This window comes from Streptomyces ziwulingensis, assembly GCF_039542605.1.
In the GTDB taxonomy this organism is placed as follows: domain Bacteria; phylum Actinomycetota; class Actinomycetes; order Streptomycetales; family Streptomycetaceae; genus Streptomyces; species Streptomyces ziwulingensis.
Window position 1 is genome coordinate 66991 of the sequence record NZ_BAABIG010000025.1, and the last position, 24925, is coordinate 91915.

Annotated in this window: 20 protein-coding genes and 1 pseudogene; 10 read left to right on the forward strand and 11 right to left on the reverse strand. The window is 74.0% G+C overall.

The window, feature by feature from the left end; translation table 11 throughout:
• Positions 1 to 15 precede the first annotated feature (15 nt).
• The gene (locus ABEB00_RS15105; RefSeq protein ID WP_345620119.1) at positions 16 to 1374 is read right to left on the reverse strand and encodes a GntT/GntP/DsdX family permease; all 1359 of its coding nucleotides are present in this window, start codon (positions 1372 to 1374) and stop codon (positions 16 to 18) included.
• Positions 1371 to 2798 carry a homoserine dehydrogenase gene (locus ABEB00_RS15110; RefSeq protein ID WP_345620120.1) on the reverse strand — a complete coding sequence of 476 codons (1428 nt, stop codon included), beginning with the start codon at positions 2796 to 2798 and terminating at the stop codon, positions 1371 to 1373. The genes ABEB00_RS15105 and ABEB00_RS15110 overlap by 4 nt, the downstream gene beginning before the upstream one ends.
• 215 nt (positions 2799 to 3013) lie before the next feature.
• On the opposite strand from ABEB00_RS15110, the gene otnK reads away from it, so the two are divergent.
• Together otnK and ABEB00_RS15120 are read left to right on the forward strand one after the other, a co-directional pair.
• Positions 3014 to 4300, forward strand: a complete 1287-nt coding sequence (gene otnK / locus ABEB00_RS15115; protein WP_345620121.1) for a 3-oxo-tetronate kinase — start codon at positions 3014 to 3016, stop codon at positions 4298 to 4300.
• Entirely contained in the window at positions 4297 to 5091 is a 795-nt protein-coding gene (locus ABEB00_RS15120) for a class II aldolase/adducin family protein (protein WP_345620122.1), read from the forward strand. The genes otnK and ABEB00_RS15120 overlap by 4 nt, the downstream gene beginning before the upstream one ends.
• Before the next feature lie 27 nt (positions 5092 to 5118).
• Here ABEB00_RS15120 and ABEB00_RS15125 read toward each other — a convergent pair.
• Positions 5119 to 5832 (reverse strand): annotated as a pseudogene (locus ABEB00_RS15125) (lysozyme); the annotation flags it as partial.
• 341 nt (positions 5833 to 6173) lie between these two features.
• Positions 6174 to 6818 carry a CBS domain-containing protein gene (locus ABEB00_RS15130; RefSeq protein ID WP_345620123.1) on the reverse strand — a complete coding sequence of 215 codons (645 nt, stop codon included), beginning with the start codon at positions 6816 to 6818 and terminating at the stop codon, positions 6174 to 6176.
• 223 nt (positions 6819 to 7041) lie between these two features.
• Here ABEB00_RS15130 and ABEB00_RS15135 point away from each other — a divergent pair, with 223 nt between their 5' ends.
• From ABEB00_RS15135 to ABEB00_RS15145, 3 genes are all read left to right on the forward strand, one after another.
• On the forward strand, positions 7042 to 7698 hold the full coding sequence (locus tag ABEB00_RS15135) for a UbiX family flavin prenyltransferase (RefSeq protein WP_345620124.1): 657 nt from the start codon (positions 7042 to 7044) through the stop codon (positions 7696 to 7698).
• Between the two features lie 102 nt (positions 7699 to 7800).
• Complete coding sequence (locus ABEB00_RS15140) at positions 7801 to 9294, forward strand: UbiD family decarboxylase (RefSeq protein WP_345620126.1); 1494 nt, start codon at positions 7801 to 7803, stop codon at positions 9292 to 9294.
• A gap of 171 nt (positions 9295 to 9465) precedes the next feature.
• Complete coding sequence (locus tag ABEB00_RS15145) at positions 9466 to 10371, forward strand: SCO4651 family lipoprotein (protein ID WP_345620127.1); 906 nt, start codon at positions 9466 to 9468, stop codon at positions 10369 to 10371.
• A 33-nt stretch (positions 10372 to 10404) separates the two neighbouring features.
• Here ABEB00_RS15145 and ABEB00_RS15150 read toward each other — a convergent pair whose 3' ends face one another.
• The 3 genes from ABEB00_RS15150 to ABEB00_RS15160 are packed head-to-tail and all read right to left on the reverse strand — an operon-like array spanning position 10405 to position 13579.
• Positions 10405 to 10812, reverse strand: coding sequence for an STAS domain-containing protein (locus ABEB00_RS15150; RefSeq protein WP_345620128.1), 408 nt, complete (start codon positions 10810 to 10812; stop codon positions 10405 to 10407).
• Entirely contained in the window at positions 10809 to 11900 is a 1092-nt protein-coding gene (locus tag ABEB00_RS15155) for a cobalamin B12-binding domain-containing protein (protein ID WP_345620129.1), read from the reverse strand. The genes ABEB00_RS15150 and ABEB00_RS15155 overlap by 4 nt, the downstream gene beginning before the upstream one ends.
• Entirely contained in the window at positions 11897 to 13579 is a 1683-nt protein-coding gene (locus tag ABEB00_RS15160; protein WP_345620131.1) for a PP2C family protein-serine/threonine phosphatase, read from the reverse strand. Before ABEB00_RS15160 ends, ABEB00_RS15155 begins: the two co-directional genes overlap by 4 nt.
• Positions 13580 to 13883: 304 nt before the next feature.
• Between ABEB00_RS15160 and ABEB00_RS15165 the strand changes: the two genes are divergently transcribed.
• Both ABEB00_RS15165 and ABEB00_RS15170 read left to right on the forward strand, forming a co-directional pair.
• Positions 13884 to 14201, forward strand: coding sequence for a hypothetical protein (locus ABEB00_RS15165; protein ID WP_345620132.1), 318 nt, complete (start codon positions 13884 to 13886; stop codon positions 14199 to 14201).
• A gap of 136 nt (positions 14202 to 14337) precedes the next feature.
• The gene (locus ABEB00_RS15170) at positions 14338 to 15216 is read left to right on the forward strand and encodes an SDR family oxidoreductase (RefSeq protein ID WP_345620133.1); all 879 of its coding nucleotides are present in this window, start codon (positions 14338 to 14340) and stop codon (positions 15214 to 15216) included.
• Between the two features lie 52 nt (positions 15217 to 15268).
• On the opposite strand, the gene ABEB00_RS15175 is transcribed toward ABEB00_RS15170, so the two are convergent.
• The 3 genes from ABEB00_RS15175 to ABEB00_RS15185 all read right to left on the reverse strand — a co-directional run bounded on the left by ABEB00_RS15175 (position 15269) and on the right by ABEB00_RS15185 (position 18719).
• Entirely contained in the window at positions 15269 to 16516 is a 1248-nt protein-coding gene (locus ABEB00_RS15175) for an NAD(P)/FAD-dependent oxidoreductase (protein ID WP_345620134.1), read from the reverse strand.
• A gap of 129 nt (positions 16517 to 16645) precedes the next feature.
• Positions 16646 to 17644, reverse strand: coding sequence for a type I glyceraldehyde-3-phosphate dehydrogenase (gene gap / locus ABEB00_RS15180; protein ID WP_345620136.1), 999 nt, complete (start codon positions 17642 to 17644; stop codon positions 16646 to 16648).
• Positions 17645 to 17762: 118 nt separating this feature from the next.
• Positions 17763 to 18719 carry a GlxA family transcriptional regulator gene (locus ABEB00_RS15185; protein ID WP_345620137.1) on the reverse strand — a complete coding sequence of 319 codons (957 nt, stop codon included), beginning with the start codon at positions 18717 to 18719 and terminating at the stop codon, positions 17763 to 17765.
• A 472-nt stretch (positions 18720 to 19191) separates the two neighbouring features.
• Here ABEB00_RS15185 and ABEB00_RS15190 point away from each other — a divergent pair, with 472 nt between their 5' ends.
• The 3 genes from ABEB00_RS15190 (at position 19192) to ABEB00_RS15200 (ending at position 21189) form a co-directional block, all read left to right on the forward strand.
• Positions 19192 to 19344 (forward strand): hypothetical protein, encoded by a 153-nt coding sequence (locus ABEB00_RS15190; protein WP_345620138.1) that lies wholly within the window; start codon positions 19192 to 19194, stop codon positions 19342 to 19344.
• Between the two features lie 181 nt (positions 19345 to 19525).
• Positions 19526 to 20635, forward strand: coding sequence for a helix-turn-helix domain-containing protein (locus tag ABEB00_RS15195; protein ID WP_345620139.1), 1110 nt, complete (start codon positions 19526 to 19528; stop codon positions 20633 to 20635).
• On the forward strand, positions 20632 to 21189 hold the full coding sequence (locus tag ABEB00_RS15200) for a hypothetical protein (protein ID WP_345620140.1): 558 nt from the start codon (positions 20632 to 20634) through the stop codon (positions 21187 to 21189). Before ABEB00_RS15195 ends, ABEB00_RS15200 begins: the two co-directional genes overlap by 4 nt.
• 72 nt (positions 21190 to 21261) lie before the next feature.
• Here ABEB00_RS15200 and ABEB00_RS15205 read toward each other — a convergent pair whose 3' ends face one another.
• Positions 21262 to 24693, reverse strand: a complete 3432-nt coding sequence (locus ABEB00_RS15205; protein WP_345620142.1) for a CARDB domain-containing protein — start codon at positions 24691 to 24693, stop codon at positions 21262 to 21264.
• Positions 24694 to 24925: the final 232 nt, after the last annotated feature.

The following is a 24925-nucleotide window of genomic DNA, read 5'->3' on the forward strand; positions in this document are numbered from 1 at the left end:
CGCCGGCCCCCGGGGTCAGCCGTGGACGACCGTACTGAGCAGCAGCACCCCGCCGAGGCTGATCAGGGACTGCAGCGACAGCATCAGCGTCCAGGTGCGGAACGTCTGCGCCACCGAGAGCTGGAAGTACTCCTTGAACAGCCAGAACCCGGAGTCGTTGACATGGGAGAGCATCACCGCGCCCGAGGCGGTGGCCAGCACCATCAGCTCCGGAGAGGTGCCGGGGGAGGCGGCGAGCAGCGGAGCGACGATGGCGGTGGCCGCGGCGGTGGCCACGGTCGCCGACCCGAGGCAGATCCGCAGCAGGGCCGCGACCAGCCAGCCGAGCAGCAGCGGGGGTATCGCCCAGTCCACGGCGTAGTCGGAGATGAGCTGGTCGATGCCGGTGGCCGTCAGCATCGCCTTGAAACCGCCGCCGGCGCCCAGGATGAGGATGATCGCGCCGACCGGGCCGAGCCCCTTGGCCGCCATCTTCTGGAGCTGTCCCAGGCCGAAGCCGGAGCGCACCCCCAGGGCGAAGAAGGCGAAGACGACCGCCGCGAGCAGGGACAGCACGGAGGAGTTGCAGGCGTCGAAGAAGGTGTGGGGCAGCGTGCCCTCGGTGGTCCGGGCGGTGCCGAGCGTGCCGATGAGCATCAGACCCGGCGGGAGCAGCACGGTGATCAGCGCGAGGGTGAAGGAGGCCGGCTTGCGGCGGTGCTCGGGCTCCGCGGTGGCGGACTGCACGGGACCGCGGTCCAGGTCGGGCGCGGGGCCGAACCAGCGGCTGACCAGCCGGGTCAGTACCGGACCGGTGAGCACGGCCATCGGGATGCCGATGACCAGGCCCCACAGAATCGTCAGGCCGGTGTTGGCGCCGTAGGCGGTGACGGCCAGGGTGGGGGAGGGGTGCGGCGGCAGCAGGCCGTGCGAGACGTAGAGACCGGCGGCCATCGGCAGGCCCACCCACAGCAGATGGGTGTTGCTGCGCTTGGCGACCGTGTACACCAGCGGCACCAGCATGACGAAACTGACGTCGAACAGGTGCGGCATGCCGATCAGCAGCGCCGCGGCGGTGATGGCGGCGGGGATCCACTTGACCGGCCGCGACCCGATGAAGACGGTGGCGATGCGGTCGGCGCCGCCGGAGCCGAGCAGGATGCCGCCCAGCAGGGTGCCCAGACCGATGGTGGGGCCGCTGCTGGAGAGCGCGTCGCCGAAGCCGCCCTGGAACGCCTCGACGGCGCGGACCGGGGCGATGCCCGCCGCGACGCCGAGGCCGAGGGCGGCCAGGGCGAGCGCGAGGAACGGGTGCAGTCTGGCCTTGGTGATCAGCAGGACGAGGACGACGACGGCGCCGACCCCGAGGAGGAGGTGCTGGAGGTCGGTGCTCACGAGGCGGCGTTCCCTTCCGCGGCGTTGTCGTCGGCGAGGGTGGCGCTGCCGCGCGCGGCGCGTCCCGACCGCCAGGCCCGCAGCAGGCCGGCGTCGGGGTCGGCGAGGTCCGCCACCCGGATCAGCTCTCCGGCGGCCACCGGCCGGGCCAGCGTCGCGTGGGCGGCGAGGTAGAGCGGCGCGACGTCCTCGGGGGCCTCCTCGCCGCGCAGCAGCACGGCCTGGACGCCGGTGACGTCGTGGTGGTGGCCGCCCATCGCCAGGGAGGTCCCGGCGGGCAGGGCGGTACGGGCCCGCCCGGCGAGCACCGCGTAGGAGCGGGGGTCGGTGCCGCCCGAGGGCCGGTGGTGCAGCACCGCCGACAGCAGGCTCACCGGCGTCTCCACACCCATCAGGTGGTACGGCAGGTAGACGGCCGCGTACCGGCCGTCCGCGCTGAGGACATGGCCCTTCTCGCGCAGCGTCTCCCAGGTCACCGGGTCGTCGGTGCGCACCACCACGAAGACGCCGCCCGCGAAGGACGCCTCGCCCGGCAGCCGCAGGGCGCTGAAGACGTCCACCGCGCCGGTGCGGGCGAGTACGCCGCCCTCCGCACGCGGCCGGTAGACGTCGGCGAGTTCGGCGATGCGGGCCACCGGGTAGTGCAGGCGCTCGGTGTCGGGACGGAAGCCGGTGTTGTTGGCGACGACGGCCATCTCGCAGTAGTCGGCGGTGGCGCCGGTGGGCAGCGCGGCCACCGCGGCGGCGCGGGCGTCCAGGGTGGCGCGCACGTCGTCGCCGAGGCCGAGCAGGCCGGACAGCTCCGGCGCGGGCACGGTGGTGTCGAGCTGCGTCACGGTGCCGGCCTCGGGGTCGTACACGAGGTCGTACTCGGTGGACTTGCCGATCGCCACGATGTCGAGGCCGAGCAGCTCGGCCCAGGTCACCAGGGAGATCAGGTTGGCGGGCTGGTCGCCGTCGGCGGTGGTGTAGACGAGGCCGCGCGCGGCGGCCAGCTCCGCCAGGTGCAGTCCGGCGACCGAGTCGACCTCCTTGCTGACCATCGCCACGTGCCGGCCCTCGGCGAGGGCCCGCTCGGCCATGGCGAGGCCGTCCGCCGGGCTGCCGGTCGCCTCCACCAGGATGTCCCAGGGGCCGGCGGTCAGCAGCGCCGCGTCGGAGACCAGCGCGATCCCGCCCCGGGCCGCGGTCTCGGCCACGGCGGCGGCGTCGGCGCAGTCGGTGAGCAGTTCGTCGGCGTAGGCCAGCTCTCCCAGCACGGCCCGCAGCCGGGGCAGGTCACGGTCGCAGAGCACGGCCGGGACGAGGCCGGGCAGCCGGCGGCTCTGGGCGAGGAGGGTCCGCGCGAATCCGCCTCCGGCGCCGGTCAGTGCGTACCGCACCGTCCGGTCGCCGCTGTCGGCGAACAAGTGATGCAGGTTCATGGGGCCCTCCTGGCTGAGCGCGCAAGGCAGTGACGTGGGGCTTCTCGCGCGGTCGGCGGGGCGACGGTGAGCTGTGGGACGCGCGTTCTAGAAGCAGCAGATGAACAACATGTATCACCAGATCCCATCTGCGTAAAGTCTGTTAACATAATTTCACAGAACCTCACGGTGGGCCGTCGGGCCACGCCGAGAACCGCACCAACGCAGGAGGCTTGATGCCGACCCTCGGGGCCCTCGCAGACGACTTCACCGGCGCGACCGACCTGGCCACCATGCTGGTCGCCCGCGGCTTCCGGACCGTGGTCGCCGTCGGGCCCGACGCGGTCGCGGCCGGCCCCGGGGCGGCCGGCGCCCTTGCCGAGGCGGACGCCGTCGTGGTGGCCCTGAAGTCGAGAACCGCCCCCGTGGCGGAAGCGGTGGAGGTGTCGTCGCGGGCGCTCGACGCCCTGCGCGCCCTCGGCTGCCGGCGCTTCTACTTCAAGTACTGCTCGACCTTCGACTCCACGCCGCGGGGCAACATCGGGCCGGTGGCCGACGCCCTGCTCCAGGCGCTCGGCGAGCGGCGCACGGTGGTGGTCCCGTCCTTCCCGGCGACCGGCCGCACCGTCTACCGGGGCCGGCTCTTCGTCCACGACGACCTGCTCGACGAGAGCCCCATGCGGAACCACCCCCTCACCCCGATGCGGGACTCCCGCGTCGAGCGGCTGCTCGCGCCGCAGACCGCCCACCCGGTCTCCCGCATCGGGCTCGACACCGTCCGCGCCGGCGCGGACGGGGTGCGGGCCGCGCTGGACGACCCCGCGCGGGCCGACGCGCTCACCGTCGTGGACGCCGTCGACGACGAGGACCTGCGGGTCATCGCCGCCGCCACCGAGGACTTCGGCCTGGTCACCGGCGCGGCCGGGCTCGCCGTGGGACTCACCGGCCCGCACCCCGACCAGGCCCGTGCCCGGCCCGCCTCGCGTCCCGGGGACCCGGGCGTCGTCCTCGCGGGCAGTGCCTCGGCGGCCACCCGGGCCCAGGTCGCCCACGCCCTCGGCAGGCTGCCGCACCGGCGGCTCGACCTGGCCGGGCTCCGCGCCGACTTCGACGCCACCGTGGCCGGCCTGACCGCGTTCGTGCGCGCCGAATGGGCCGCGGACCCCACCCGGCCACCCCTGATCTACGCCGTCGCCGCCCCCGAGGACGTGGAGAGCGCCACACCACCCGGCGCCGAACCGCCCGCCACGCTGGTCGAACGGGCCCTGGCCGCCTGCGCGGTCACCCTCGTGGACGCCGGGGCCCGGCGGCTGCAGGTGGCCGGCGGGGAGACCTCCGGCGCCGTCGTCACCGCGCTGCGGGCCCGCACCCTCGGCATCGGGGCACCCATCGCGCCCGGGGTCACCTGGGCCCGCGCCGAGGTGTGCCCGACCGGCACCGCCCACACCGTCGACCTCGCCCTGAAGTCGGGCAACTTCGGCGACCCGGACATCTTCACGCAGGCATGGGAGCAGCTCGTATGACCGCCCTGGGCGACGCACGCCACGAAGTCCGCGGACCCGGCGGGTCCACCGGCGGCGCCGAAGACGCCGGACACCTCGCAGACGCCGGACACACCGGAACCCCGAGCGGCGACGACGGGGGCGCCGAGCGTGCCGAGCGCGACGGGCTGGTCGCCGCGGCGGCCCATCTGGCGGGGCTCGGCCTCAGTCCGGGCTCGTCGGGCAACATCAGCGTCCGGGTGGCGGACCGCGTCCTCATCACCCCGACCGGCACCGACATGGCCGCGCTCGACCCCGCGCGCCTCTCGGTCCTCGACCTCGACGGCAACCACCTCGACGGCCCCGCCCCCTCCAAGGAGTTCCCGCTCCACCTGGCGTTCTACCGACGCGACCCGGCCCACCGCGCCGTCGTCCACCTGCACTCCCGGCACGCCGCCGCGGCCTCCTGCCGCACGCCCTGGTCCGCGCGCAGCGCACTGCCTCCGCTGACCCCCTACTTCGTCATGCGGGTGGGACAGACACCGCTGCTGCCCTACGCCCCGCCCGGCGACCCCGCCCAGGGCGCCGCACTGGAACTGCTCCCCTTCCCCTGCCGCGCCGCGCTCCTGCAGAACCACGGCCCGGTCGTCACCGGCACCTCCCTGCGCGCCGCCACCGAGGCCGCGGTGGAACTGGAGGAGACCTCCGCGCTCTGCCTGCTGCTGGGCGACCACCCGGTCCGGCTCCTCACGACGGACGAGGCGGTCGCCCTGGCGGACCGGTACGGGACGTACTGGACGGAAGACGCCGAGCGGCCCCCGGCGGAAGCCTGAGGCTCCCGCCGGGGGCTCGCGCTCCCGTCAGCCCTCGGCGAGGGCGACCACCTGGTCCAGGGAACCGTTGAACCGGTCGTGGTCGCCGACCGTCGGCCCCGTGGAGGTGTACTGCCACATCGTGTGGTACTCCCAGCCCGCCGGAAGCGGCCCCGGCGTGCTGGCGTACCGGGCGATCCACAGCGGGTTGGCGGCGCCGAACCCGGCGTGGTTGCCGGTGCACTGCGTCCACCAGTTGGTGGAGGTGTAGATCACCGCGTCCCGGCCGGTGCGCTCCCGGTACCGGTCGACGAAGGACCGGATCCAGGAGACCATCGCACTCTGCGACTTCCCGTAGCAGGTGGCCCCGTACGGGTTGTACTCGATGTCCAGCACGCCCGGCAGGGTCCGGCCGTCCTTGGACCAGCCGCCGCCGTTGTCGACGAAGTAGTCGGCCTGCGCGGCACCGCCCGAGCCGTCCGGCGTGGCGAAGTGGTACGCCCCCCGGATCATCCCCACGTCGTGGGCTCCGCCGAACTGCCCGGCGTAGTAGGGGTTCCGGTAGGACGTGCCCTCGGTGGCCTTCACATAGGCCCACTTGACGCCGCTGCGCCACAGGGCCGGCCAGTCGACGTCCTTCTGGTGGCTGGAGACGTCCACGCCCTCCGTCTGGGCCACTCGGACGCCGCTGGGCGCGCCGTCCACGCCGTCGTGGGCGAGGACGCCCATGCCCATGTGGGCGGAGCCGCGTACGGGTATGTCGCCCGGCGGGAGCGTGGCCTTCGTCGGCGGGGTGCCGTCCGCCGGCGGTGAAGTGCCGTCGGCCGGCGGTGAAGTGCCGTCGGCCGGNCGGCGGTGTGTCGCGCACCGCCGGTGTGTCGTCGGCCGCCGCCGGGGCGACGGAGAGCGGGGCCAGCAGGGTCAGCGCGGCGAGCAAACTGCCCGACGCGAACAGGCGGAAACGGCCGTCCGCCACGGCTATGGATCTGCGCACGGAACCCATCCGATCCGCTGCGCGGCCCGGCCGCATCCCACGGGCACCCAGACGGCTTGCACGGCGGACGCGGGCGGACGGGGCGGGTCGCAGCCCGCCCCGACAGACCCTAGTCACCGCTGGCGCCCGCCGTTCTGAACTCCACGGCGACCACCCCGTCGACCCCGCGGCACAGCTCCTCCAACGCGGGGACGGACACATGGTCCGGAAGCCGTCCGCTGAGGATGACATGGCCGTGGGTCACATCCACCTGCATCGCCGAGGGGGCCAGGTCCAGCGTCTTGAGCAGCGCCTCCTCGATGATCTCGGTGCGGATCTCCCGGTCCCCGCGCAGGAAGACCCGCAGCAGGTCGCTGCGGCTGACCACCCCGACCAGCCGCTCCTTGTCGTCCACCACCAGCAGCCGCTTGATGTTCTGACGCGCCATCACCCGGGCGGCGTCCACGACGCTCCAGTCCTCCCGCGCGCAGACGGCCGGTGACGTCATCAGCCCCGCCGCGTCGGTCGCCGACGCCTTGGTCCCCTCGGGGAGCGGAGCGGCGCCGGGCGCCGGGGCGCCGCTCTCCCCGCCCCAGATCTTCTGCAGGAGGTCCGCCTCCGACACCACCCCCACGGGCCGGTCGTCCGCGTCCACGACCGGGACGGCCGTGATGTCGTACTCCTGCAGCAGGTGGGCGATCTCCTTGAACGGCGTCCCGCGCTGGACACGGACGACGGCGTCGCTCATCAGGTCGCACACCTTCTGGTGGTTCATCCCAAAATCTTCTTCCTCTGTGCTGCCGGTCCACAGTGACCGGCATCCGGCCCTACTGCCAGTGGAAACGTCCGACGGGCCGCAGGGGTGCCCCGGTGCCACGCGCAAGAGGAGCAGCGGCCAGCACCCCGGGAACCCTGCCGCCGGTCGACGTGCACCCCTGCGCACCCTGGGACATACTCGGCATTCCGCGCGCCGTGTGCCCCGGAAGGAAATGCCCGTCATGGCAGAGCAGCGCAACATCACCGTGGCCGTCACCGGCGCGGGCGGCACCCGTATGGCCCGGCACGTCCTGGCCGCACTGGAGCGCGACGACCGGGTCGCCCACGTCGACCTGCTCGTCTCCCCGAACGGACGCCGGCTCCTCGCCCACGAGTTCGGCGGCACCGCCGACGCCGATGTCACACGGACCCTGCTGGGCGGCGACTCGGCGAAGGTTTCCGCCTGGGACGCGGACGCCTGGGAGGCCCCGCACACCTCCGGCAGCCACCCCGGTTGGGGCATGATCGTCGTGCCGTGTTCGCTCGGCACCGTCAGCCGGGTCGCCCAGGGGCAGGCCTCCTCGGTGATCGAACGGGCCGCCGACATCTGCCTCAAGGAACGCCGGCCGCTCGTCCTGTGCGTGCGCGAGACCCCGTTCAACCTGATCCACCTGCGCAACATGACCCAGGCCACGGAGGCCGGCGCGGTCGTCTACCCCATGATCCCGACCTACTACAACCTGCCCGGGACCGTGGCGGAGATGTTCGAGGAGTTCACCGCCCGGTTGCTGGGCTTCGTCGGCCTCGACCAGACCGACTACTACGCATGGAAGACGGGCGGCAGCACCGCCGCGCGGGAACGCTCCGCCGCGCGTGCCTCCGGCGCGCCGGACGGGTGAGGCTCCTCCGGCCGGGTCCGCGCCGTCCTCCCTCCGGCCCGTGTCGTCCTCCGCGCGGGCGTCCGTCGAAGAATCCGCTTCTGACCGACCCGGAGACCTGCCATGCCCGATCAGTCCCCGCCCGTCAACGACCTGCGCTCGGCCCTGGCCCTGCTGCGGGAACACCCCGGCCAGTTGCACACCACCGATCACCCCGTCGACCCGTACGGCGAACTGGCGGGCGTGTACAAGCGGGTCGGCGCGGGCGGCACCGTGCAGCGGCCGACCGGGGTGGGGCCCGCCATGCTCTTCGAGAGCGTCAAGGGCTACCCCGGCGCCCGCATTCTCGTGGGGATGCTGGCCAGCCGCGACCGGGTCGGACTCCTGATGGACTGCCCGCCGCGCGAGCTGACCCAGCGGATGACGCGGGCGGTGCGCAACCCCGTCGAGCCGGTGTTCGTCGGACCCGAGGACGCCCCCTGCCAGGAGGTCGTGCACCGGGCCGACGAGGACGGCTTCGACCTGCGCACACTCCTGCCCGCCCCCACCAACACCGACCAGGACGCCGGTCCCTACTTCTGTGAGGCCCTCGTCCTCGGCTCCGACCCGGACAACGGCCACACCGACGTCACGATCCACCGGCTCTGCGTCCAGAGCGAGGACGAGATCTCCATCTTCTTCGCCCCCGGCCGGCACATCGACGCCTTCCGCAAGAAGGCCGAGGCACGCGGGGAGGCGCTGCCCGTCTCCCTCAACATCGGCCTCGACCCGGCCGTCTACCTCGGCACCTCCTTCGAGGCGCCGACCACCCCCCTCGGGTTCGACGAGCTGACCATCGGCGGCGCGCTGCGCGGCGAGGGCGTCCACCTCGTCGACTGCCTCACCGTCGATCAGAAGTCCCTCGCCCGCGCCGAGATCGTCATCGAGGGCGAGATCCTGCCCGAGGTGCGGATCGCCGAGGACGAGCACACCCACAGCGGGCACGCCATGCCCGAGTTCCCGGGCTACGACGGCCCCGCCAACCCCTCCCTGCCGGTGATCAAGGTCAAGGCCGTCACCACCCGCCGGGACCCGATCGTGCAGACCCTGGTGGGCCCCGGCGAGGAGCACGTGTCGCTGGCCGGTATCCCCACGGAGGCGGCCGTGCTGCGGGTGTGCGAGGACGAGTACCCCGGCTTCGTGCGGCAGACGTACGCCCACTCCTCCGGCGGCGGGAAGTTCCTGCAGATCATCCAGGTCGCCAAGACGAACGAGTTCGACGACGGCCGCGCCCGCCAGTGCGGAGTCCTCGCGCTCGGGGTCTACACGGAACTCAAACACGTGGTCCTCGTCGACGAGGACGTCGACCCCTTCGACACCGAGGACGTGCTCTGGGCGATGACCACCCGCTTCCAGGCCGACCGGGACCTGCTGATCCTGCCCGGCGTCGCCGGCCACGTCCTGGACCCCTCCCAGACACCGCAGTACAACCCGTCCCTGGGCACCAAGGGCATCACCGCCAAGATGATCTACGACGCCACCCGCCCGTACGCCCTGCGCGAGATGTTCACCCGCTCCGCCTTCCGCGACGTGGACCCCACCCCGTGGTACCCCGACTACCGGGCCCCTTCCGGGTGATCCCGGTCGTGGTGCCGTTCCCCTGAACTCGGCGTCGTTCCGCGCCCCACGCCCCTCAACCACCACTCCGGAAGCGGGAGTTCCAGATCTTGTACGTGTTCCCGCCCGGGGCCGGGGCACCCGCCTCCGTGAGCGACGGGAAACGACTTGCGACTGGGAAGCGGACGATTCATGGCGGTAGCTGGTAGGGCGTTCCGGATCGGTACGGCCGGTGTGGCCGGTGTCCTCGCGGGCACCCTTCTGACGGCATGCGGGAGCGAGGGCGACGCGAGTGGCGGCAAGGCGGCCGGCGCGTCGGCCGGCGCGTCCTCCTCGGCGGCGTCGTCCTCCTCGGCGTCGTCCTCCTCGCCGAGTGCGCGGGAGGGCGGCCGGGGCGCGAGCGCGGTGCGCGGCGCGTACGAGCGGACCGCCGAGGCCGGAAGCGCCCGGCTGAAGCTGAAGGTGACGTCCGGCGCCGAGGGGCAGTCGTTCACCGCGCAGGGGCAGGGCGCCATCGACCTGGACGGGGGCGCCAGCACCATGACCGTCACCGCCGCGGGGCAGAGGATCGAGCAGCGCGTGGTGGAGCAGATCCTCTACCAGAAGCTCCCCGTGGACAGCGAGCAGAGCGGCGGCAAGCCGTGGATCAAGATCGATCTGAAGAGGGCCGCCGCGCAGGGACTCGGCGGCCAGGGGATCGGCGACCCCGCGCAGTCCGCCGCGTACGCGAAGGCGATCTCCGACAAGGACGTCACCGAAGCCGGCCCGGAGCGGATCGACGGGGTCAACACCACCCGCTACCACGTCACCGTGGACGTCGGCCGGCTGACCGCGGGCAAGGCGCTCGAACAGCAGCTCGGCTCGACCATGCCCATGGACGTGTGGCTGGACGACGAGGGCCGCATCCGGCGCCAGCGGACCGACATGACGGTCGAGGTGCCGGGCCAGGGCGGGCAGCCGAGCGCCAGCGCCTCCGCGCAGCCCCTGAAGGTCAGCACGCTGATGGAGTTCTCCGACTTCGGCACCGAGGTCCGGGCCGAGGCCCCGCCCGCCGGACAGGTGACCGACATGACCGACAAGGTGCTCCGGCAGCAGTAGCAGTAGCCCGGCCGGCAGCACGGCGTGCTCCGGTCAGCCGATCGACCCCGCCCCGCTGACCTCGTCGTCCGCCACGGCCCCCGCGCCCGCCCCCGCGCCCCCCGCGGCGGCGGGCGCGGTGAGGTGGTCCAGGACGTTGGTGAGGCGCAGCATGCGGTCCAGCACCGCGGGGCGGTGGTCCAGGCGGAGGGTGGCGCCGGCCGCGCTGGTGTGCCGGTGGATCATGAGCAGGGCCGACAGGCCCGAGGAGTCGATCCACTCCAGGTCGCGGAAGTCCAGGCGCACCTCTCGCAGCCGCGTCACCCCGGCGATGCGGGCGGTGACGGCGTCGACCAGGTCGTCGCAGGTGTCGTGGTCCAGTTCGCCGGACAGCCGCACGGTCAGCCGGGTCGGCTCGCTGGACAACGTCACGGTGAGTTCGGTGGGCGGTTGCTCGCTCATACGGAGGTGTGGGGTCCTGGGACGTCGGAGGCGGGGCGGCGGTCGAGAACGGCGGCCCCCGCCCGCAGGAGGTCCAGAGTACGGGGGAAGTCGCGCAACTGGTCGGCGAGGACGTCCAGACCGGTGACGACCGAGTGGGCGGGGACGTGCCGGGCGTCGAGAACGTCGGCGGTCCAGCTCAGGAACACGGTGAAGACCTCGGCGTCGTCCAGGTAGAGGGCGGTGGCGAGGAAGTCGACGATATGGGCGATGTCCTCGGCGGTGCGCTCGCGCTGGGCGTCGGTGTAGGCGCGCATGCCGGGGAAGCGGGTCTCCAGGTCCAGCACGGTCTGTTTGACCAGTTGGCCCCGTGACTGGACGACCATCGTGTACTCCTGGTCGGCCAGGTGCGGCAGGTCGTCCACCGGCTGCCGGGCCGCCGCCGGGTCCGGACGGCCGAGCCCGGCGTCGAGCGCGGCGGCGGCGCTCCGGGCGTCGGGAGCCCACTCGTCGGCGCCCAGCGACCGCGCGTACCGGCCGTCGGCGCCGAAGGCCCGGCCACCGGCCAGGACCGGGACCCCGATGGCCTGGCAGGCGGTGATGGCGGCGTGCGCGGCGGGCAGATGGGTGGCGATCGACCCGGACAGCAGCACCGCGTCGGGCACCGTGCGGTGCAGGTGGGCGACGAGGTGCGGGGTCGGGGTCTGTGCGCCGAGGTAGTCGACCCGCCAGCCGCGCAGCGACAGCACCTCCGCGACCAGCCGGGCGGGGAAGGCGTGCCATTCGCCGTCCACACAGCTCACCGTCACCCGCCCCCGGAGCGGGACGTCGTCCCCGTCGCCGGTCCGGCGACCGGGGACCAGGGTGGCGATGACACGTTCGTTGATGGCGGTGGCGGCGTGCTCCTGTGCCACCGTGATGCGGTCGGCGGCCCATTCGACGCCCACCTTCTCCTGCACCGCCGCGATGACGTCCAGCAGCAGCGTCTCCCGGCTCGCGCCGCCGGACAGCCCGCCGTGGACGACGTCCACCGCCCGCTGTTCGTCGCCGTCGGCCACCGCGGCCCACAGCCGGTCGCGCAGCTCGGCTGTCGTGGCGGGCGGACTCACGCGTACCTCCTGCTGTTCCCGCGGTCATGAAGTCCGCCGAGGCCGGTCCGCCCCGCGGTGTCCGAAGGTCCGTCGACGAGCGACAGCGGGCCGTTCCTCGGGGCGCTGACGGCGATGACGGCCATGTCGTCGTGGCGGCCGGCCCGCAGCCACTGCGCGGCCAGCATCTGGATCCGCTCGACCACCGCCTCCGACGGCAGCCCGGCGCACTCGGCCAGGGCCCGCTTCAGGCGGTGCTCCCCGAAGAACTGGTCGCCCATCGGCCCGCCGCGCGCCTCCGTGATGCCGTCGGTGTACAGCACGCACGTCTCGCCCGGCTGGAGGACCGTTTCCACCGTGGCCGCGCTGACCTGCGGCAGGGCACCCACCAGCGTCCCGCGTGTGGGAACCTCCTCGACGCTGCCGTCACGGCGGACGATCAGTGGCGGCAGGTGGCCGGCACTGGTGAGACGCAGGCGGACCCGGCCGGCCCGGCGCCGCACGGAGGCCAGTACCAGGGTGGCGAAGCGGGTGTGATGAGAGGTCAGCAGCGCCCCGTTGAGCAGGTGCAGCACCCGTTCGTGGTCGCCGGACAGCGGCAGCAGCGCGTGCAGCGTGTTCCGGATCTTGCCGGTCAGCACCGCCGCCTCCAGGCCCTTGCCCGCCACGTCCCCGAGGACGACCAGGGTCTCCTGCGTGGGATCGTCACCGGGGTGCACGTCGTAGAAGTCGCCGCCGACCCGCTCGTGGTCCTTCGAGGAGCGGTAGCTGCCGGCGAACTCGACCCCGTGCACGGTGCGCAGGGTGGGCGGCAGCAGCTCCCGCATCAGCGTGGCGGTGATGCCGGCCTGTTCGGTGTAGAGCTGGGCCGCCGAGAGCGCGGCGCCCGCGCGGGCGGCGAAGAGGCGGGCGAAGACCTCCTCGCCCTCGGTGAAGACCCCTTCGGTGCCGGAGCGCAGCAGGATCAGCGCGCCGGCCGGCACGCCGTGTCCCGGCAGCGGGGTGACGAGCACCGAACCGACCGGTCCGGCGAAGTCCTCCGGGATCACCCAGTCGGGGATGTCGGCGGGATTGATCCAGCGGGCCGGTACCGGCGGGAACCCCTGGAGCGCCTCGGTCAGTCCGGGCACGGTCAGGGTGTCGACCTGGCGGATGACCTGGGTGACGGACCCGCCGCGCCGGGCGTGGGTCAGCGGTGTGCGGCGCCCCTGCCCGGGTGCGACGAGCACGGCGGCCTCGGCGAAGTGCTTCGCGGCGAGGGACGCGGCGACCTCCATGCAGCGCCGGATGTTCAGCGTGGAGAGCAGCGCGCTGGAGACCTCGGAGAGGATCTCGGATCGTTCCTGCGCGCCGCGCAGGGCGGCCTCGGCCTGGCGCCGGTCGGTCTCGTCGATCAGCCACCACACCACGTCGCCGCCGGGGGAGGTGGCCGGGTGCGCCTCGTAGAGACGGTCGTTGATGCTCCCGGCGGACGGGCCGCGGGAGGGGCCGGGGGGCGGGGTGGCGGCCGGGTTCGCGGCCGGACCGCCCCGCCGGGCGCCGGGGAGCACCGGGGCCGGACACGAGAGGCGCCGGTGGGCGTCGGACAGCCAGGCCGGTACGGCGTCGTCCAGCGGCGTGCCGCCGGTCACGCCCGGCAGGAGCAGTCTGGCGGCCTCGTTCAGCTCCACGAGGCCGCCGTGCCGGTCGACGACCAGCACGGGGCAGGGGGCGTCACCCCACGTCGCGCCGACGGCCGTGTCGGCGTCGCGCGGGCTTGCAGAAGTAGCGCGAGCAGCACTCACAAGCGGGGGCACGCACGGCGTACCCCACCACCTTCCTGTCCCTGGACAATAGATGTCTTCCGGCAACCGTCCCGCATTCACCGCCCAGGTGCAACCCGCCCCCGGCGCCCCGGCCCGCCCTGGGGTTCCCCCGTCCGGCGCCGGACGGGGGAATGACGGGTCGGCGGGGATCGTGCCGCCCCGAGCGGGGTAGCAGGAGGAGAACCGAGGGAGGAGTGCCATGACGACGTACGTCATCTCGGTGCCGGGGACGTTCACCAAGGGCGCGCAGGAGGGGACGCGGGCAGAGCTGGCCCGTGCCCTGCGCCCGGCGGACCCGCACCACACCCAGTTGGGCGACGAAGAGGACCTGGACGTCCTCACGGTCAACGACGACAGCACGTTCACCGTGCGGCTCACCGTGGACGCGGACAGCGGCCCGCAGGCGGAGCAGAAGGCCCGGGAGCTGGCCGAGTCGGCGCTGGCGGACATCGGCCTCGACGGGGGCAGCGCCCCGCTGGGACCCCCCGTGGTCACCGGCATCGACTCCGACCTCTGACCGGGTCCGACGGGACCCGGCGAAGGCTGCCGGTTCCCCTGCGCCGGGAGGCCTGAACGGGCCGTGCGCGCCGTGCGCGCCTACCGTGGTCAGCACAGGAGGCCCGAAGGGGCCGACGGTCACGAGGAGGCGCCGCATGCCGGTGAAAGCGAGCCCGCTGCGCGGCCGGACGGCCGTGGTGACCGGCGCCGCGCGGGGCCTCGGCGCGGCGCTGGCCCACGAACTGTCCGGGCGGGGCATGAAGGTGGCCCTGCTCGGCCGGGAGGAGGCCACGCTCGCCCGGGTCCGGGACGCCCTGCCGGGGGAGTCCTGCTGCTGGGAGGCGGACATCACGGACGACGCGGGCATGGCCCGGGCCGCCGCCGGGATCCGGGAGCGGTTCGGCGCCCCGTCGGTGGTGGTCGCCAACGCGGGCGTCGCCGAGGGCGGGCCGTTCGCCGAGTCCGACCCCGCCACCTGGCGGCGCGTCGTGGAGGTGAACCTCATCGGCAGCGCCGTCACCGCCCGGACCTTCCTACCGGACCTGTTCGCCACCCGCGGCTACCTGCTCCAGGTCGCCTCGCTCGCCTCCATCGGGGCGGCACCGCTGATGAGCGCCTACTGCGCGTCGAAGGCCGGCGTCGAGTCGTTCGCCCACGCGCTGCGCGCCGAGGTCGCCCACCGGGGCGTGAACGTCGCCCTCGCCTACATCAACTGGACCGACACCGACATGATCCGCGACGCGGACCAGCACGCCGTACTGCGCGAGCTGCGCGGCCACATGCCGCCGCCCGCCCGGAAGGTGTACCCGGTCGCTCATGTGGCCGGCCGGCTGGCCCGGGCGGTCGAGCGGCGCCGCCCGACCGTGTACGTGCCCGGCTGGCTGCGCTCGACCCAGCTCGTGCGCGCGGCCATGCCGCCCGTCGTCACCGCCCTGTCGCGGCGCGAACTGCCCCGCATCGCCGCCGACCGGCGGTTCGAGGCGACGGGGTTGCTGGGCGAGGGCGGCCGCGCCGCCCGCCTGCGCGAAAGCTGACCGGCCGCTCCCGCACACCGGTCACCGCCCCCCTGGGCACGGAGCCCGCCGCTCAGCGTCCCGCCGGGCCGGCGAGCACCTCGCGCGCGGCCCGGGTGCCCGAGGCGAGCGCGCCCTGCACCGAGCCGGTGGCCCGGTGGTCTCCGCAGACGTACCGGCCGGGCGTGTGGCGGGTCGTGCGGATCAGCGGCCACGGCGGTGTCATCGCGGGCAGCGCCCCCTCGACGGTGTACGTGGCGAGGGACCGCCAGCCGCCCGTGTCCGTGCCGTACAGCTCGGCCAGCCGGCCGCGGACGGCCTCCTCGCCGCCGGGGCGGTCGCCGCCGAGCACGGAGGTGGAGACGAGCGCGGTGCCGGGCGGGGCGCAGGTGGGGGAGACCTCGCTGAGCACGACGGTGTTCAGGACGGTGAGAGTGCTGTCCACCACCAGCGTCGGTTCGGCCAGCGGCGACGCGGGCGCGGCGTGGTAGTACGTCGTCACCGTACGGGTCTCCGGCACGCTCAGGCCGGGCAGCAGCCGGGCCGCCGCGGCCGCCTCCGTCGCCACCACGACGGCCTCGGCGCCCAGCTCCCGGCCGTCCGCCAGCACCACGCCCTCGCCGGTCACCCCGGCGACCGGCGACTCCCGGCGCAGCACTCCCTCGGGCAGTTCCCCGGCGAGCTGCTCGGGGACCGCTCCGATCCCCTTGGCGGGCAGACACAGGGTGCCGCGCGCCATGCTCCGCCACACCAGGTGGAAGAAGCGGGCGGACGTCTCCAGCCGGTCCTCCAGGAAGACCCCGGCCAAAAAGGGCCGCAGGACGCGGTCGACGGCGGACGCCGACACCCCGGCCCGGGCCAGCGCGGCCGCCGTGGTGCGGTCCGCGCCACGCCGCAGGGCCGCGGCGGGCAGCAGGGTGTCGCGCGCGCTGAGCGCCCCGAGCGCGGCGAGGTCCCGGGCGGACAGGACCCGCCCGGGCAGCAGCGACCCGGCCGCCCCGGGCCGCCGGGTCGGATCGGCCAGCCGGAGCATCCCGTCCGGCGTGTGCGCGAGCAGCCCGGGCGTGAACGGCCGCAGCCACAGGTCCGGCAGCGCGAGGCGTCGCTTGACCTGCGGGTACGAGGTGTTGAACACCTGGAAGCCGCGGTCCAGCAGAAACCCGTCGAGGCGGTCCGTGCGCATCCGGCCGCCGACCCCGTCCGACGCTTCCAGCAGGGTCACGCGCCGGCCCGCCCGGCACAGGTCCAGCGCGCAGGCGAGGCCCGCGAGCCCGGCACCCACCACGAGGACGTCGGTGGCACGGCGGTGGTCGGCGGTCATGCTGCTCCTCCTCGGAGGCGGGGGCGGGGCGGGGCCGTGACGGGCACGGCCCACCGCCCAGCCGACCACGTTCCGGCCCCCGGCCGCCAGGCGCCGCCACGGCCGCGGGGCCGGGCGGGTGACGCCGGGTCAGGCCCGCCCGAGCAGCTCCAGCGTGTCGATCACGCGGTGCGAGAAGCCCCACTCGTTGTCGTACCAGGCGACCACCTTGACGTGCCGGCCGTCCACACGGGTGAGGGCCGAGTCGAAGATCGACGAGGCGGGGTTGCCCGTGATGTCGGAGGAGACCAGCGCCTCCTCCGAGTACTCCAGGACACCGGCGAGCGGCCCCTCGGCCGCGGTGCGGTACGCCGCCAGCACGTCCTCGCGCGTCACGTCGCGGGCGACGGTCGTGTTGAGTTCGACGATCGAGCCCACCGGCACCGGCACGCGGATCGAGTCGCCGGACAGCTTGCCTTCGAGGTCCGGCAGGACCAGGCCGATCGCCTTGGCGGCGCCCGTGGTGGTCGGCACGATGTTGACGGCGGCGGCGCGGGCCCGGCGGGCGTCGCGGTGCGGGCCGTCCTGGAGGTTCTGCTCCTGGGTGTAGGCGTGCACGGTCGTCATGAAGCCGTGCTCGATGCCGGCCAGCTCGTGCAGGACCGCGGCCAGCGGCGCGAGCGCGTTGGTCGTGCAGGAGGCGTTGGAGACGATCGTGTGCTGCCCGGCGTCGTAGGCGTCGGTGTTGACGCCGTAGGCGAGGGTGACGTCGGCGCCGTCCGAGGGGGCGCTGACGAGGACCTTCCGTGCGCCCGCGTCGAGGTGGGCGCGGGCCGCCTTCGCCGAGGTGAAACGGCCGGTGGCCTCCAGTACGACATCGACGCCCAGCTCGGCCCAGGGCAGCCGGGCCGGCTCCCGCTCGGCGAGCACCTTGATGCGGCGGCCGTCGACGACGAGGGTGTCCCCGTCGACGGTCACGGGGCGGCCGAGCCGGCCGGCCGTCGAGTCGTAGGCGAGCAGCCGGGCGAGGCCCGCGGGCTCGGTGAGGTCGTTGACGGCGACGACCTCCAGGGCACTGCCGCGCTCCAGGAGTGCGCGCAGTACGTTGCGTCCGATGCGGCCGAAGCCGTTGATGGCGATGCGGGTCATGAGTGACGTCCCTTCCGTGTCACCCCCAGGCTCGCGCGCGGCGACGCCCGGTGACAGCGGCGCGAACGCCAGGGTTCGAAAGTATCGCGCCACCTGCCGCCGGCCGTCCGCCACCCGGCTACTCGCCCCGGGAGAACGTGCGCCGGTAGTCGCTGGGCGTGGTGCCGAGGACCCGCTGGAAGTGCAGCCGCAGGTTGGTGCCGGTGCCCAGGCCGACGTCGGCGGCGATCTGTTCCACGCCGCGCTGCGAGCGCTCCAGCAGTTCGCGGGCCATGTCCAGGCGGGCCCGCATGACCCACTGCATCGGCGTGTACCCGGTGTCCTCGACGAAGCGCCGGGAGAACGTGCGCGGCGACACCGCCGCGTGCCGGGCGAGCATCTCCAGCGTCAGCGGCTCGCCGAGCCGGTGCAGCGCCCACTCGCGGGTGGCGGCGAACCGCTCGCCGAGCGGCTCGGGCACGCTGCGCGGCACGTACTGCGCCTGGCCGCCGCTGCGGTAGGGCGCGGCGACCAGGCGACGGGCCGCGTGATGGGAGGCGGCCACCCCGAGGTCGCCGCGGAGGATGTGCAGGCACAGGTCGATGCCGGAGGCGGCGCCCGCCGACGTGAGCAGGCTGCCCTCGTCCACGAAGAGGACGTTCTCGTCCACCCGCACGAGCGGGTGCCGCGCCGCGAGCGCCCGGGTGTAGTGCCAGTGCGTGGTGGCGCGCCTGCCGTCCAGCAGACCGGTGGCGGCGAGGGCGAAGGCGCCGGTGGAGATGGCGGCGAGCCGCGCGCCCCGCCCGTGGGCGGCGACCAGCGCCTCGACGACCGGCCGCGGCGGGTCCTCCCGGTCCGGGAACCGGTAGCCCGGGACGAAGACGATGTCGGCCCGGGCGAGCGCGTCGAGCCCGTCGGCCACGTGGTACGACAGGCCGTCACCGCCGGTCACCAGACCCGGCGCCGCACCGCAGACCCGCACCTCGTACGGCATGCTCGCGCGGGTGCTGAACACCTGGGCGGGAATGCCGACATCGAGCGGTTTGGCGCCCTCCAGGACGAGGACGGCCACGCGACGCGGACGGCTGGCTGACACGGGAACAGGTTAAGCGGCGGGCCCGGCTGGTGCGCCCGGAGGTCGTGGGACGGAAAGGGCCGGTCACGCGGAGTGAGAGCGGTGAGGCGGCCGTGTCCCCCGGTCGTTGTGGTGCTCGCGTTCGTTCTGGAGCTGAAGTGGACCGAATTTGAGCGAGAGGAGACAGAAGGTGGCCGCCGTGCGGGCGAGGAAGCGCCGGTAATCGCAATCATGCCATTTACGCACGGTAGTTGTAGGCATGGGTTTGGGTGAGCGGGTAGCGTCCCCCCACACACGAGTGGACCCCGGCACGGCGGCACACCAGACCGGGGTCCAACTCAACTCAGTTTCCGATCGAGGAGTGGCAATGTCTCCTGACCAGAACTCCGGCTTCGGCCGACGACTTGATCCGTACCGGCCCAAGCGGTTCGACCGTAACATCCCGCAAGTGGGCCCGGTTGAAACCCGCGTTCTGCGTGACAAGGAAGTCAACATGCAGGTAGGGGCGTTCATCGCGGCCCCCGTCCTGGGTGTCGTCCTGGTGTCGCGGCCCGAGGCGTACGAACTCGCCGCGGCGGCGGTCTGCCTCCTGCTGGCCGCCACCCGCCGCTCGTACCTGCGCTACCGGCGGCTCAGCACCACCTGAGGGGCCGTCGGCCGCCGGGCGCGCGAGTCCGTCCCGCCGCCCGGCGGCCGACCGGCCGGCTTCGCCTCCTTGTCACCCGCGCGGAAGCGACGGCTCGCCGGCGGACGGTTTCCGCCGGAATCCTCGATTTTCCGCGACCCGCCTCGCCGGCAGCACCTGCCCGAAAGGGACGCACACAGCCATGACACTCAAAGACCCGGGGCCCGCCCACTGCCTCAACCCCGACTGCGGACGGCCCATCGACCGCCCCGGCGGCTCGGGCCGCCCCCGCCACTACTGCAACGACGTCTGCGGCCGCGCCTACCGCCGGGCCCGCGAGAAGGACCCCACGCCCGACGCGATCGCCCACGACCGCTTCTCCGACGAGGTCGCCGACGACCTGGTCCGCACCGTCGAACGGCTCCGCGGCCTGACCCGCACCCGCACCCCCCTGGCCGCGCTGGCCCTGCTGCGGGTGGTGGAACAGGACCTGGAGGACCTGAAGGCCGGTCTGGTGCAGCAGGCCCGCGACCAGCGGTGGAAGAACGCCGAGATCGCCCGGGCACTCAGCCTGGCCCCCGACCAACTGACCCGGAAGTTCTCCGCGGAGGCCGTGCGCAGGCGCATGGCGAGCCGCCCGCTGCGCCCGCGCACCCGGCCCGTCCCGGCCCGGACGCCGCAGACCGGCGGCGGGCCCGCCGTCGTGCGCATCCCGCGCCAGCGCCGCTCCGACGCCCGCAAGGCGGGCGGCCCACCGTCGCGGGCGAGGGAGCCGGACGGCATACCGGCCGGCCCCGGCGAGGTCCTCGCCCGCGCCCTGACGCAGCTCCAGCGGCTGAGCGGCAAGTCCTACCGCCGGCTCGCCGAGGACACCGCGATCTCCACCTCCTACGTCTCCCGCGTCCTCAGCGGCGAACGCTGCCCGTCCTGGACGGTGGCACGCGCCCTCACCGAGGCGTGCGGGGGCGACCCCGCGGAGATCCAGCCGCTGTGGGCCGGCGCCCGCGGCCGGGTGCCCACGCCCCGCGCCGGACTCCCCGCCGCCCTGCGCGGTCTGCACCTGGCCGCCGCGCGTCCGGCCACCGGCGACCTGGGCGCGCGCACCCGGCTCAGCGCCGGTGTCATCACCGGCATGCTCAGCGGCGTCGCCCTGCCCGCCTGGGAGGACGTCGAGGAACTGGCCCACGCCCTGCACGCCCAAGCCCAGCCGCTGCGCCCGCTGTGGAACGCGGCCCGCGCCGCGGCCGCCGGACCGCCACCGCGGCCGGCCGACCTCACCGTCCACCGTCCGTTTGCCGAGGTTCCGCGATGAGCCCACCCGCCGTCAGGCAGGCCACCTGCGCCCCCACCGCCCGTCCCACCGCCGTCGCCCCGCGCCCCGCCGTCGTCCCGCAGCGCCGCGGCGCGGCCCGTCCGGCGTGGCCCCGGTCCCAGTCCCCGCTCACGCCCGCGCTGCCCCCGGCCTTCGAGGCGTTCTGCGCCCTGCACCGGGACCGCTGGCTGGACTACGCCCGCGCCCACCTCCCCGAGGGCCGGGCCCACCGGCTGGTCCGCGAGATGCTCGGCGAACTCGCCGTGACCTGGGCGCAGATCGTCGGCCATCCCAACCCGGCGGCCCGCGCGTGGTCGCTGCTGAGCACCCGCGTGCACGAGAGCCGCCCGCTGCCGCCGCCGCTGGCCGTCCGGGCCGCCGAGCAGCACGACGCGCTCGTCCTGCACTGCCTGCTCGGCTACAGCAGCGGTGACACCGCCGCGGTCATGGGACGGGACCCCAGCAAGATCCGCTATCTCGTCTGCTCCGCGCCCGCCGACTGCCGGCGCGCGGTCCGGCAGTTGCGGCCCGGCCTCGCGGGCGACGCCGGATGACCGGGACCGGCCGCACGCGCCCCTGGGCGCGTGCGGCCGGTCCGGTGGGCGGAGCCGCTCGGGGACGCGAGGTCAGCGGGGCTCGCGCCCCGCGGCCACCGTCTGGGGCGTACCGCTGACCGTGAACTGCGAGCCGGGTTCGATCAGCACGTCACCCTGCGCGGAGCCGGTGATGGTGACGTTCGTGAGGATGGCGCTGCCCCGGGCGCCGCTCATCGCGAGGATGCCGGAGCCGTTGTTCGACCTGTCGATGCGGACGTCGGTGATCCGCACGCCCGGCAGCGCGCCGCCGCCCGTCTTGAACTGGATGCCGTCGTACGTCGAGTCGAGGATCTCGGTGTCCCGGACGGTCACGCCCGGGATGTCCTGTCCCTGCGCGAACAGGGTGATGGCGCCGAACTCCTGGTCCTCGTTCCAGAACGCGCCGCCGGTGCGGTGCAGGGCGTTGTCGGAGATGAGGGTCTGCCCGGAGAAGGGGAGCGGGTCGTGGTCGGTGGCGAGCATGATGCCGGGGTAGTTCATCGTGTCGGAGACGATGTTGCTCTCGATGGTGTTGCCGTGACCGCCGTACACCGCGATGCCGTTGGCCCGCCAGGGCAGTTGGACGGTGTTGTTGCGGAAGTGGTTGTCGTGGCCGACGTCCACCGAGGGGTCCTTCACGTACTTGCTGGCCCACACCGCGAGCGCGTCGTCGCCGGTGTTGCGGAACGACGAGTTGTGGACGGTGGAGTTGCGGGTGCCGTTGGCGAAGTTGATCCCGTCGGCGTACGTGTCGCGGATGCGGACACCGGTGAACTCCAGGCCGTCGCCGGGGCCCCACAGCTCGGGGATGTTCGAGTAGTCCCGGCCGGCCCAGACGCCGACGTTGGCGTGCTCGATCCACACGTTGCTGATCTTCGTGTTCTTGCCGAAGCGGCCGTTGAGTCCCACGCCGCCCTCCTGGTTGCCGTCGCCGCCGCGCAGGGTGCCCGAGCCGAAGATGGCGATGTCCGAGATCTGGGTGTTGTCGTCGATGTCGAAGCCGAAGTTGCCCTCGTGCGGGTGGTTGATGCCGCCCGCCTCGTGCGGTGGGGTGAGGGTGTAGAGCTGGGAGTGCCACATGCCGGCGCCGCGCAGGGTGACGTCCCGGATGCCGACCTGGTTGAACTGGCCCCGGTTCTGCGGGTCGTCGGTGAGGATCTTCTGCTCCTGGCGCCACTGCCCGGCCGGTATCCACACACAGGAGATCTGGCCGTTCTGGTCGGCGGTGACGGCCCGCTGGATCGCGCCGGTGTCGTCGAGCCCGTCGCCGGGGACGGCCCCGTACTCGGTGATGGAGGTGCAGTTGGCCGGCTTGGCCGCCGGCGGCGCGACCTGCTCCAGGTCGATCAGGTCGATGACGTGGAACGCCGCCGAGTCACCCGCGTCACGCTGGAGCCGGAACCGGGTGCCCTGCGGGAAGGTCTTCGACAGCAGCGCGTGGGACTCGTCGAAGAGCCGGCGGGCGTCACCGCCGGGCCGGTTGGTCAGGCCCTCCGGGTCGTCGGTGCTGCCGTACAGCCAACTGTGCCTGGAGGACAGGGTCAGCTTCTGGACGAAGGCGCCGTCGGCGTAGAGGCTGATCGTGGCGTCCGCCCCGCCGCCGCTCGGGGCGTCGGGGACGGAGGCCCGCACCACGACGGAGTTGGCGGGCGTGGTGGAGGTGAACTCCACGTACTGACCGGTCGAGTCGAGCCGTACCGACTGGCGGCCCGAGGACTCGGTGCCGAAGTTGGTGTGCCCGAAGGTGCGCCGCGCGTCGGCGGAGAGCAGGGTGCCCTGGTAACGGCCGTCCTCCGCCTCGTACTCGGTGTAGGGCACCGCGGCGCCGCGTCCGACCACGACCGGCTTGGCGAGCACGTTGTTGTTCTCGTCGGTCTCGGCGACGGTGCCGGTGGCGTCGGCGGTGGCGGTGAGGGTGACGCCGCCGCTCGTCGCGGTCCAGGTGCCGCTGATCGGCACGTCGACCGTGGCACCGGCGGCGACCTGGCCGGTCGTGCCGTCCAGGGTGGTGGGGCCGGCCTGGACGCGGGTCACCGAACCGGCCGGGACCGCGGTGGTGCCGCCGTTGTGGACGGCGACGGTGAAGGAGACGGGCGCGCCCACCGCCGGGTCGGCGGGGCTGCTGGTGATCGAGCGGACCTCCAGGTCGGGGCCCGGCGCCCGGGTGACGACCAGCCGGTCCGTCGCCGTCCGGCTGTTGTTGGTGTCGTCCAGTTCGGGGACCGTGCCGCGCGGGTCGACCACCGCGGAGACGGAGTAGCTGCCGGCCGGGCGGCTGCCGGTGGCGACCGCGACCTGGGCGGAGGCGCCCGGTTCGAGGGCGGGCACGGCGGCGCTGCCGGCGGCCGTCCCCTCCACGGTGACGTCGGCCGTCGTCGCGGCGGACCGGGCGGTCCCCGAGTTGCGTACGGTGGCGTTCACGGTGACCGCGTCCCGTGCGGTGGGCGCGGCGGGCGACCAGGTCAGGCCGGTGACGGCCAGGTCGGGTGCGGGTGCGGCGGTGCCGACGACCTGGAACTCGGCCACCTGACCGCCGGGCGCGCCGGTGTTGGAGAAGAACCTGAGCCGCAGGTCCGCCCAGCGTCCGGCGACCGGGATCGTCACGGTGTTGCCGGTGGCGGGGGAGAAGGAGTAGTCGGTCCGGTCCCGGACCGAGGTGAAGCCGGTCGCCGAGGAGGCGCGGCCCAGCACCTGGACGGCCTGGGTGCGGGCGCCCCACGCCGGGTCCGGGTCGAGCTTGACCACGACACCGGTGACGTCCGCGTCGGCGCCCAGCTTCACGGTGAGGTCGGCGGGGTGCCCGGCCGCCTCCCAGTAGGTGGAGGTGGAGCCGTCGGTGGCGTGGGCCGCGACGAAGGTGTGCACGGACGAGGTGGCCTCGACCGGTTTGCCGCGGGCCAGGTCGGTGCCGGCGGGCGGCGGTTCCGAGGTGCCCTCCTCGCCGTACACCTCCAGTTCGGAGAGCTGGGCCGCGTTCCAGCCGGTGTTGCCGGTGACGTGGACGCGGACGTGGCGCACCTCGGCGGGGGAGGCCAGGTCCACGGCGACGCGGTTGCCCCCGGCCGGGTCGAAGACACGTCCCGCCGAGGCGTCGAGGGTGCGGAAGGCGGCACCGTCGGTGCTGCCCTGGAGGGACAGCGTCTCGGTGCGGCCCTCCCACGCGGAGGGCAGTTTCAGTACGACGCGTTCGACGTTCCGGGTGGCGCCCAGGTCGGTCTGGACCCACTGGGGGAGCGAGCCGGCGGGGCTCTCCCAGTAGGACGCCTGGGCGCCGTCGGTGACGTTGCGGGCCGGGTACTCGCCGTGCGAGGCGCCGGCCGTGGCCGGCCGGCCGAGCGCCAGGTTGACGTCGGCGGCGGCCTGCTCGGGCGCCGGGGCGGCCCCGGCGGGGGCGGCCAGGGTCAGCGGCACCAGGCCGGCGGTGACGAGCCCTGCGAGGACGGCGCCGATCGTGGACCGGCGGCCGAAGGGTCTCCATCTCATGGGGTCCTCTGTTCTGCCATGCACGCCAATTGAGCGGGACAGTCGAGTTTTTGCGGAAACCGCGTCATCAGGTTTCTAGCGCGTCACACGTTTGTCAACGGCTCGGAATGTACGGCGCCACGGCGCGCAAGTGGCTTGCGCGGCTTGCGAGTTGCTTACGCCGGCCCGGTCCCGGCGGGGATGCCGCCCTGGCCCGGTCGAATGCCGTGGAGCAGGCCGGGGCGCGCACTTT

What these genes read in the sequence shown, in the direction of transcription:
- ABEB00_RS15110 (WP_345620120.1), bottom strand. Translation starts at nt 2,798, where the DNA reads ATGAACCTGCATCACTTGTTCGCCGACAGCGGCGACCGGACGGTGCGG.
- otnK (WP_345620121.1), top strand. Translation starts at nt 3,014, where the DNA reads ATGCCGACCCTCGGGGCCCTCGCAGACGACTTCACCGGCGCGACCGAC.
- ABEB00_RS15120 (WP_345620122.1), top strand. Translation starts at nt 4,297, where the DNA reads ATGACCGCCCTGGGCGACGCACGCCACGAAGTCCGCGGACCCGGCGGG.
- ABEB00_RS15130 (WP_345620123.1), bottom strand. Translation starts at nt 6,818, where the DNA reads ATGAACCACCAGAAGGTGTGCGACCTGATGAGCGACGCCGTCGTCCGT.
- ABEB00_RS15135 (WP_345620124.1), top strand. Translation starts at nt 7,042, where the DNA reads ATGGCAGAGCAGCGCAACATCACCGTGGCCGTCACCGGCGCGGGCGGC.
- ABEB00_RS15140 (WP_345620126.1), top strand. Translation starts at nt 7,801, where the DNA reads ATGCCCGATCAGTCCCCGCCCGTCAACGACCTGCGCTCGGCCCTGGCC.
- ABEB00_RS15145 (WP_345620127.1), top strand. Translation starts at nt 9,466, where the DNA reads ATGGCGGTAGCTGGTAGGGCGTTCCGGATCGGTACGGCCGGTGTGGCC.
- ABEB00_RS15150 (WP_345620128.1), bottom strand. Translation starts at nt 10,812, where the DNA reads ATGAGCGAGCAACCGCCCACCGAACTCACCGTGACGTTGTCCAGCGAG.
- ABEB00_RS15165 (WP_345620132.1), top strand. Translation starts at nt 13,884, where the DNA reads ATGACGACGTACGTCATCTCGGTGCCGGGGACGTTCACCAAGGGCGCG.
- ABEB00_RS15170 (WP_345620133.1), top strand. Translation starts at nt 14,338, where the DNA reads ATGCCGGTGAAAGCGAGCCCGCTGCGCGGCCGGACGGCCGTGGTGACC.
- ABEB00_RS15175 (WP_345620134.1), bottom strand. Translation starts at nt 16,516, where the DNA reads ATGACCGCCGACCACCGCCGTGCCACCGACGTCCTCGTGGTGGGTGCC.
- gap (WP_345620136.1), bottom strand. Translation starts at nt 17,644, where the DNA reads ATGACCCGCATCGCCATCAACGGCTTCGGCCGCATCGGACGCAACGTA.
- ABEB00_RS15190 (WP_345620138.1), top strand. Translation starts at nt 19,192, where the DNA reads ATGCAGGTAGGGGCGTTCATCGCGGCCCCCGTCCTGGGTGTCGTCCTG.
- ABEB00_RS15195 (WP_345620139.1), top strand. Translation starts at nt 19,526, where the DNA reads ATGACACTCAAAGACCCGGGGCCCGCCCACTGCCTCAACCCCGACTGC.
- ABEB00_RS15200 (WP_345620140.1), top strand. Translation starts at nt 20,632, where the DNA reads ATGAGCCCACCCGCCGTCAGGCAGGCCACCTGCGCCCCCACCGCCCGT.
- ABEB00_RS15205 (WP_345620142.1), bottom strand. Translation starts at nt 24,693, where the DNA reads ATGAGATGGAGACCCTTCGGCCGCCGGTCCACGATCGGCGCCGTCCTC.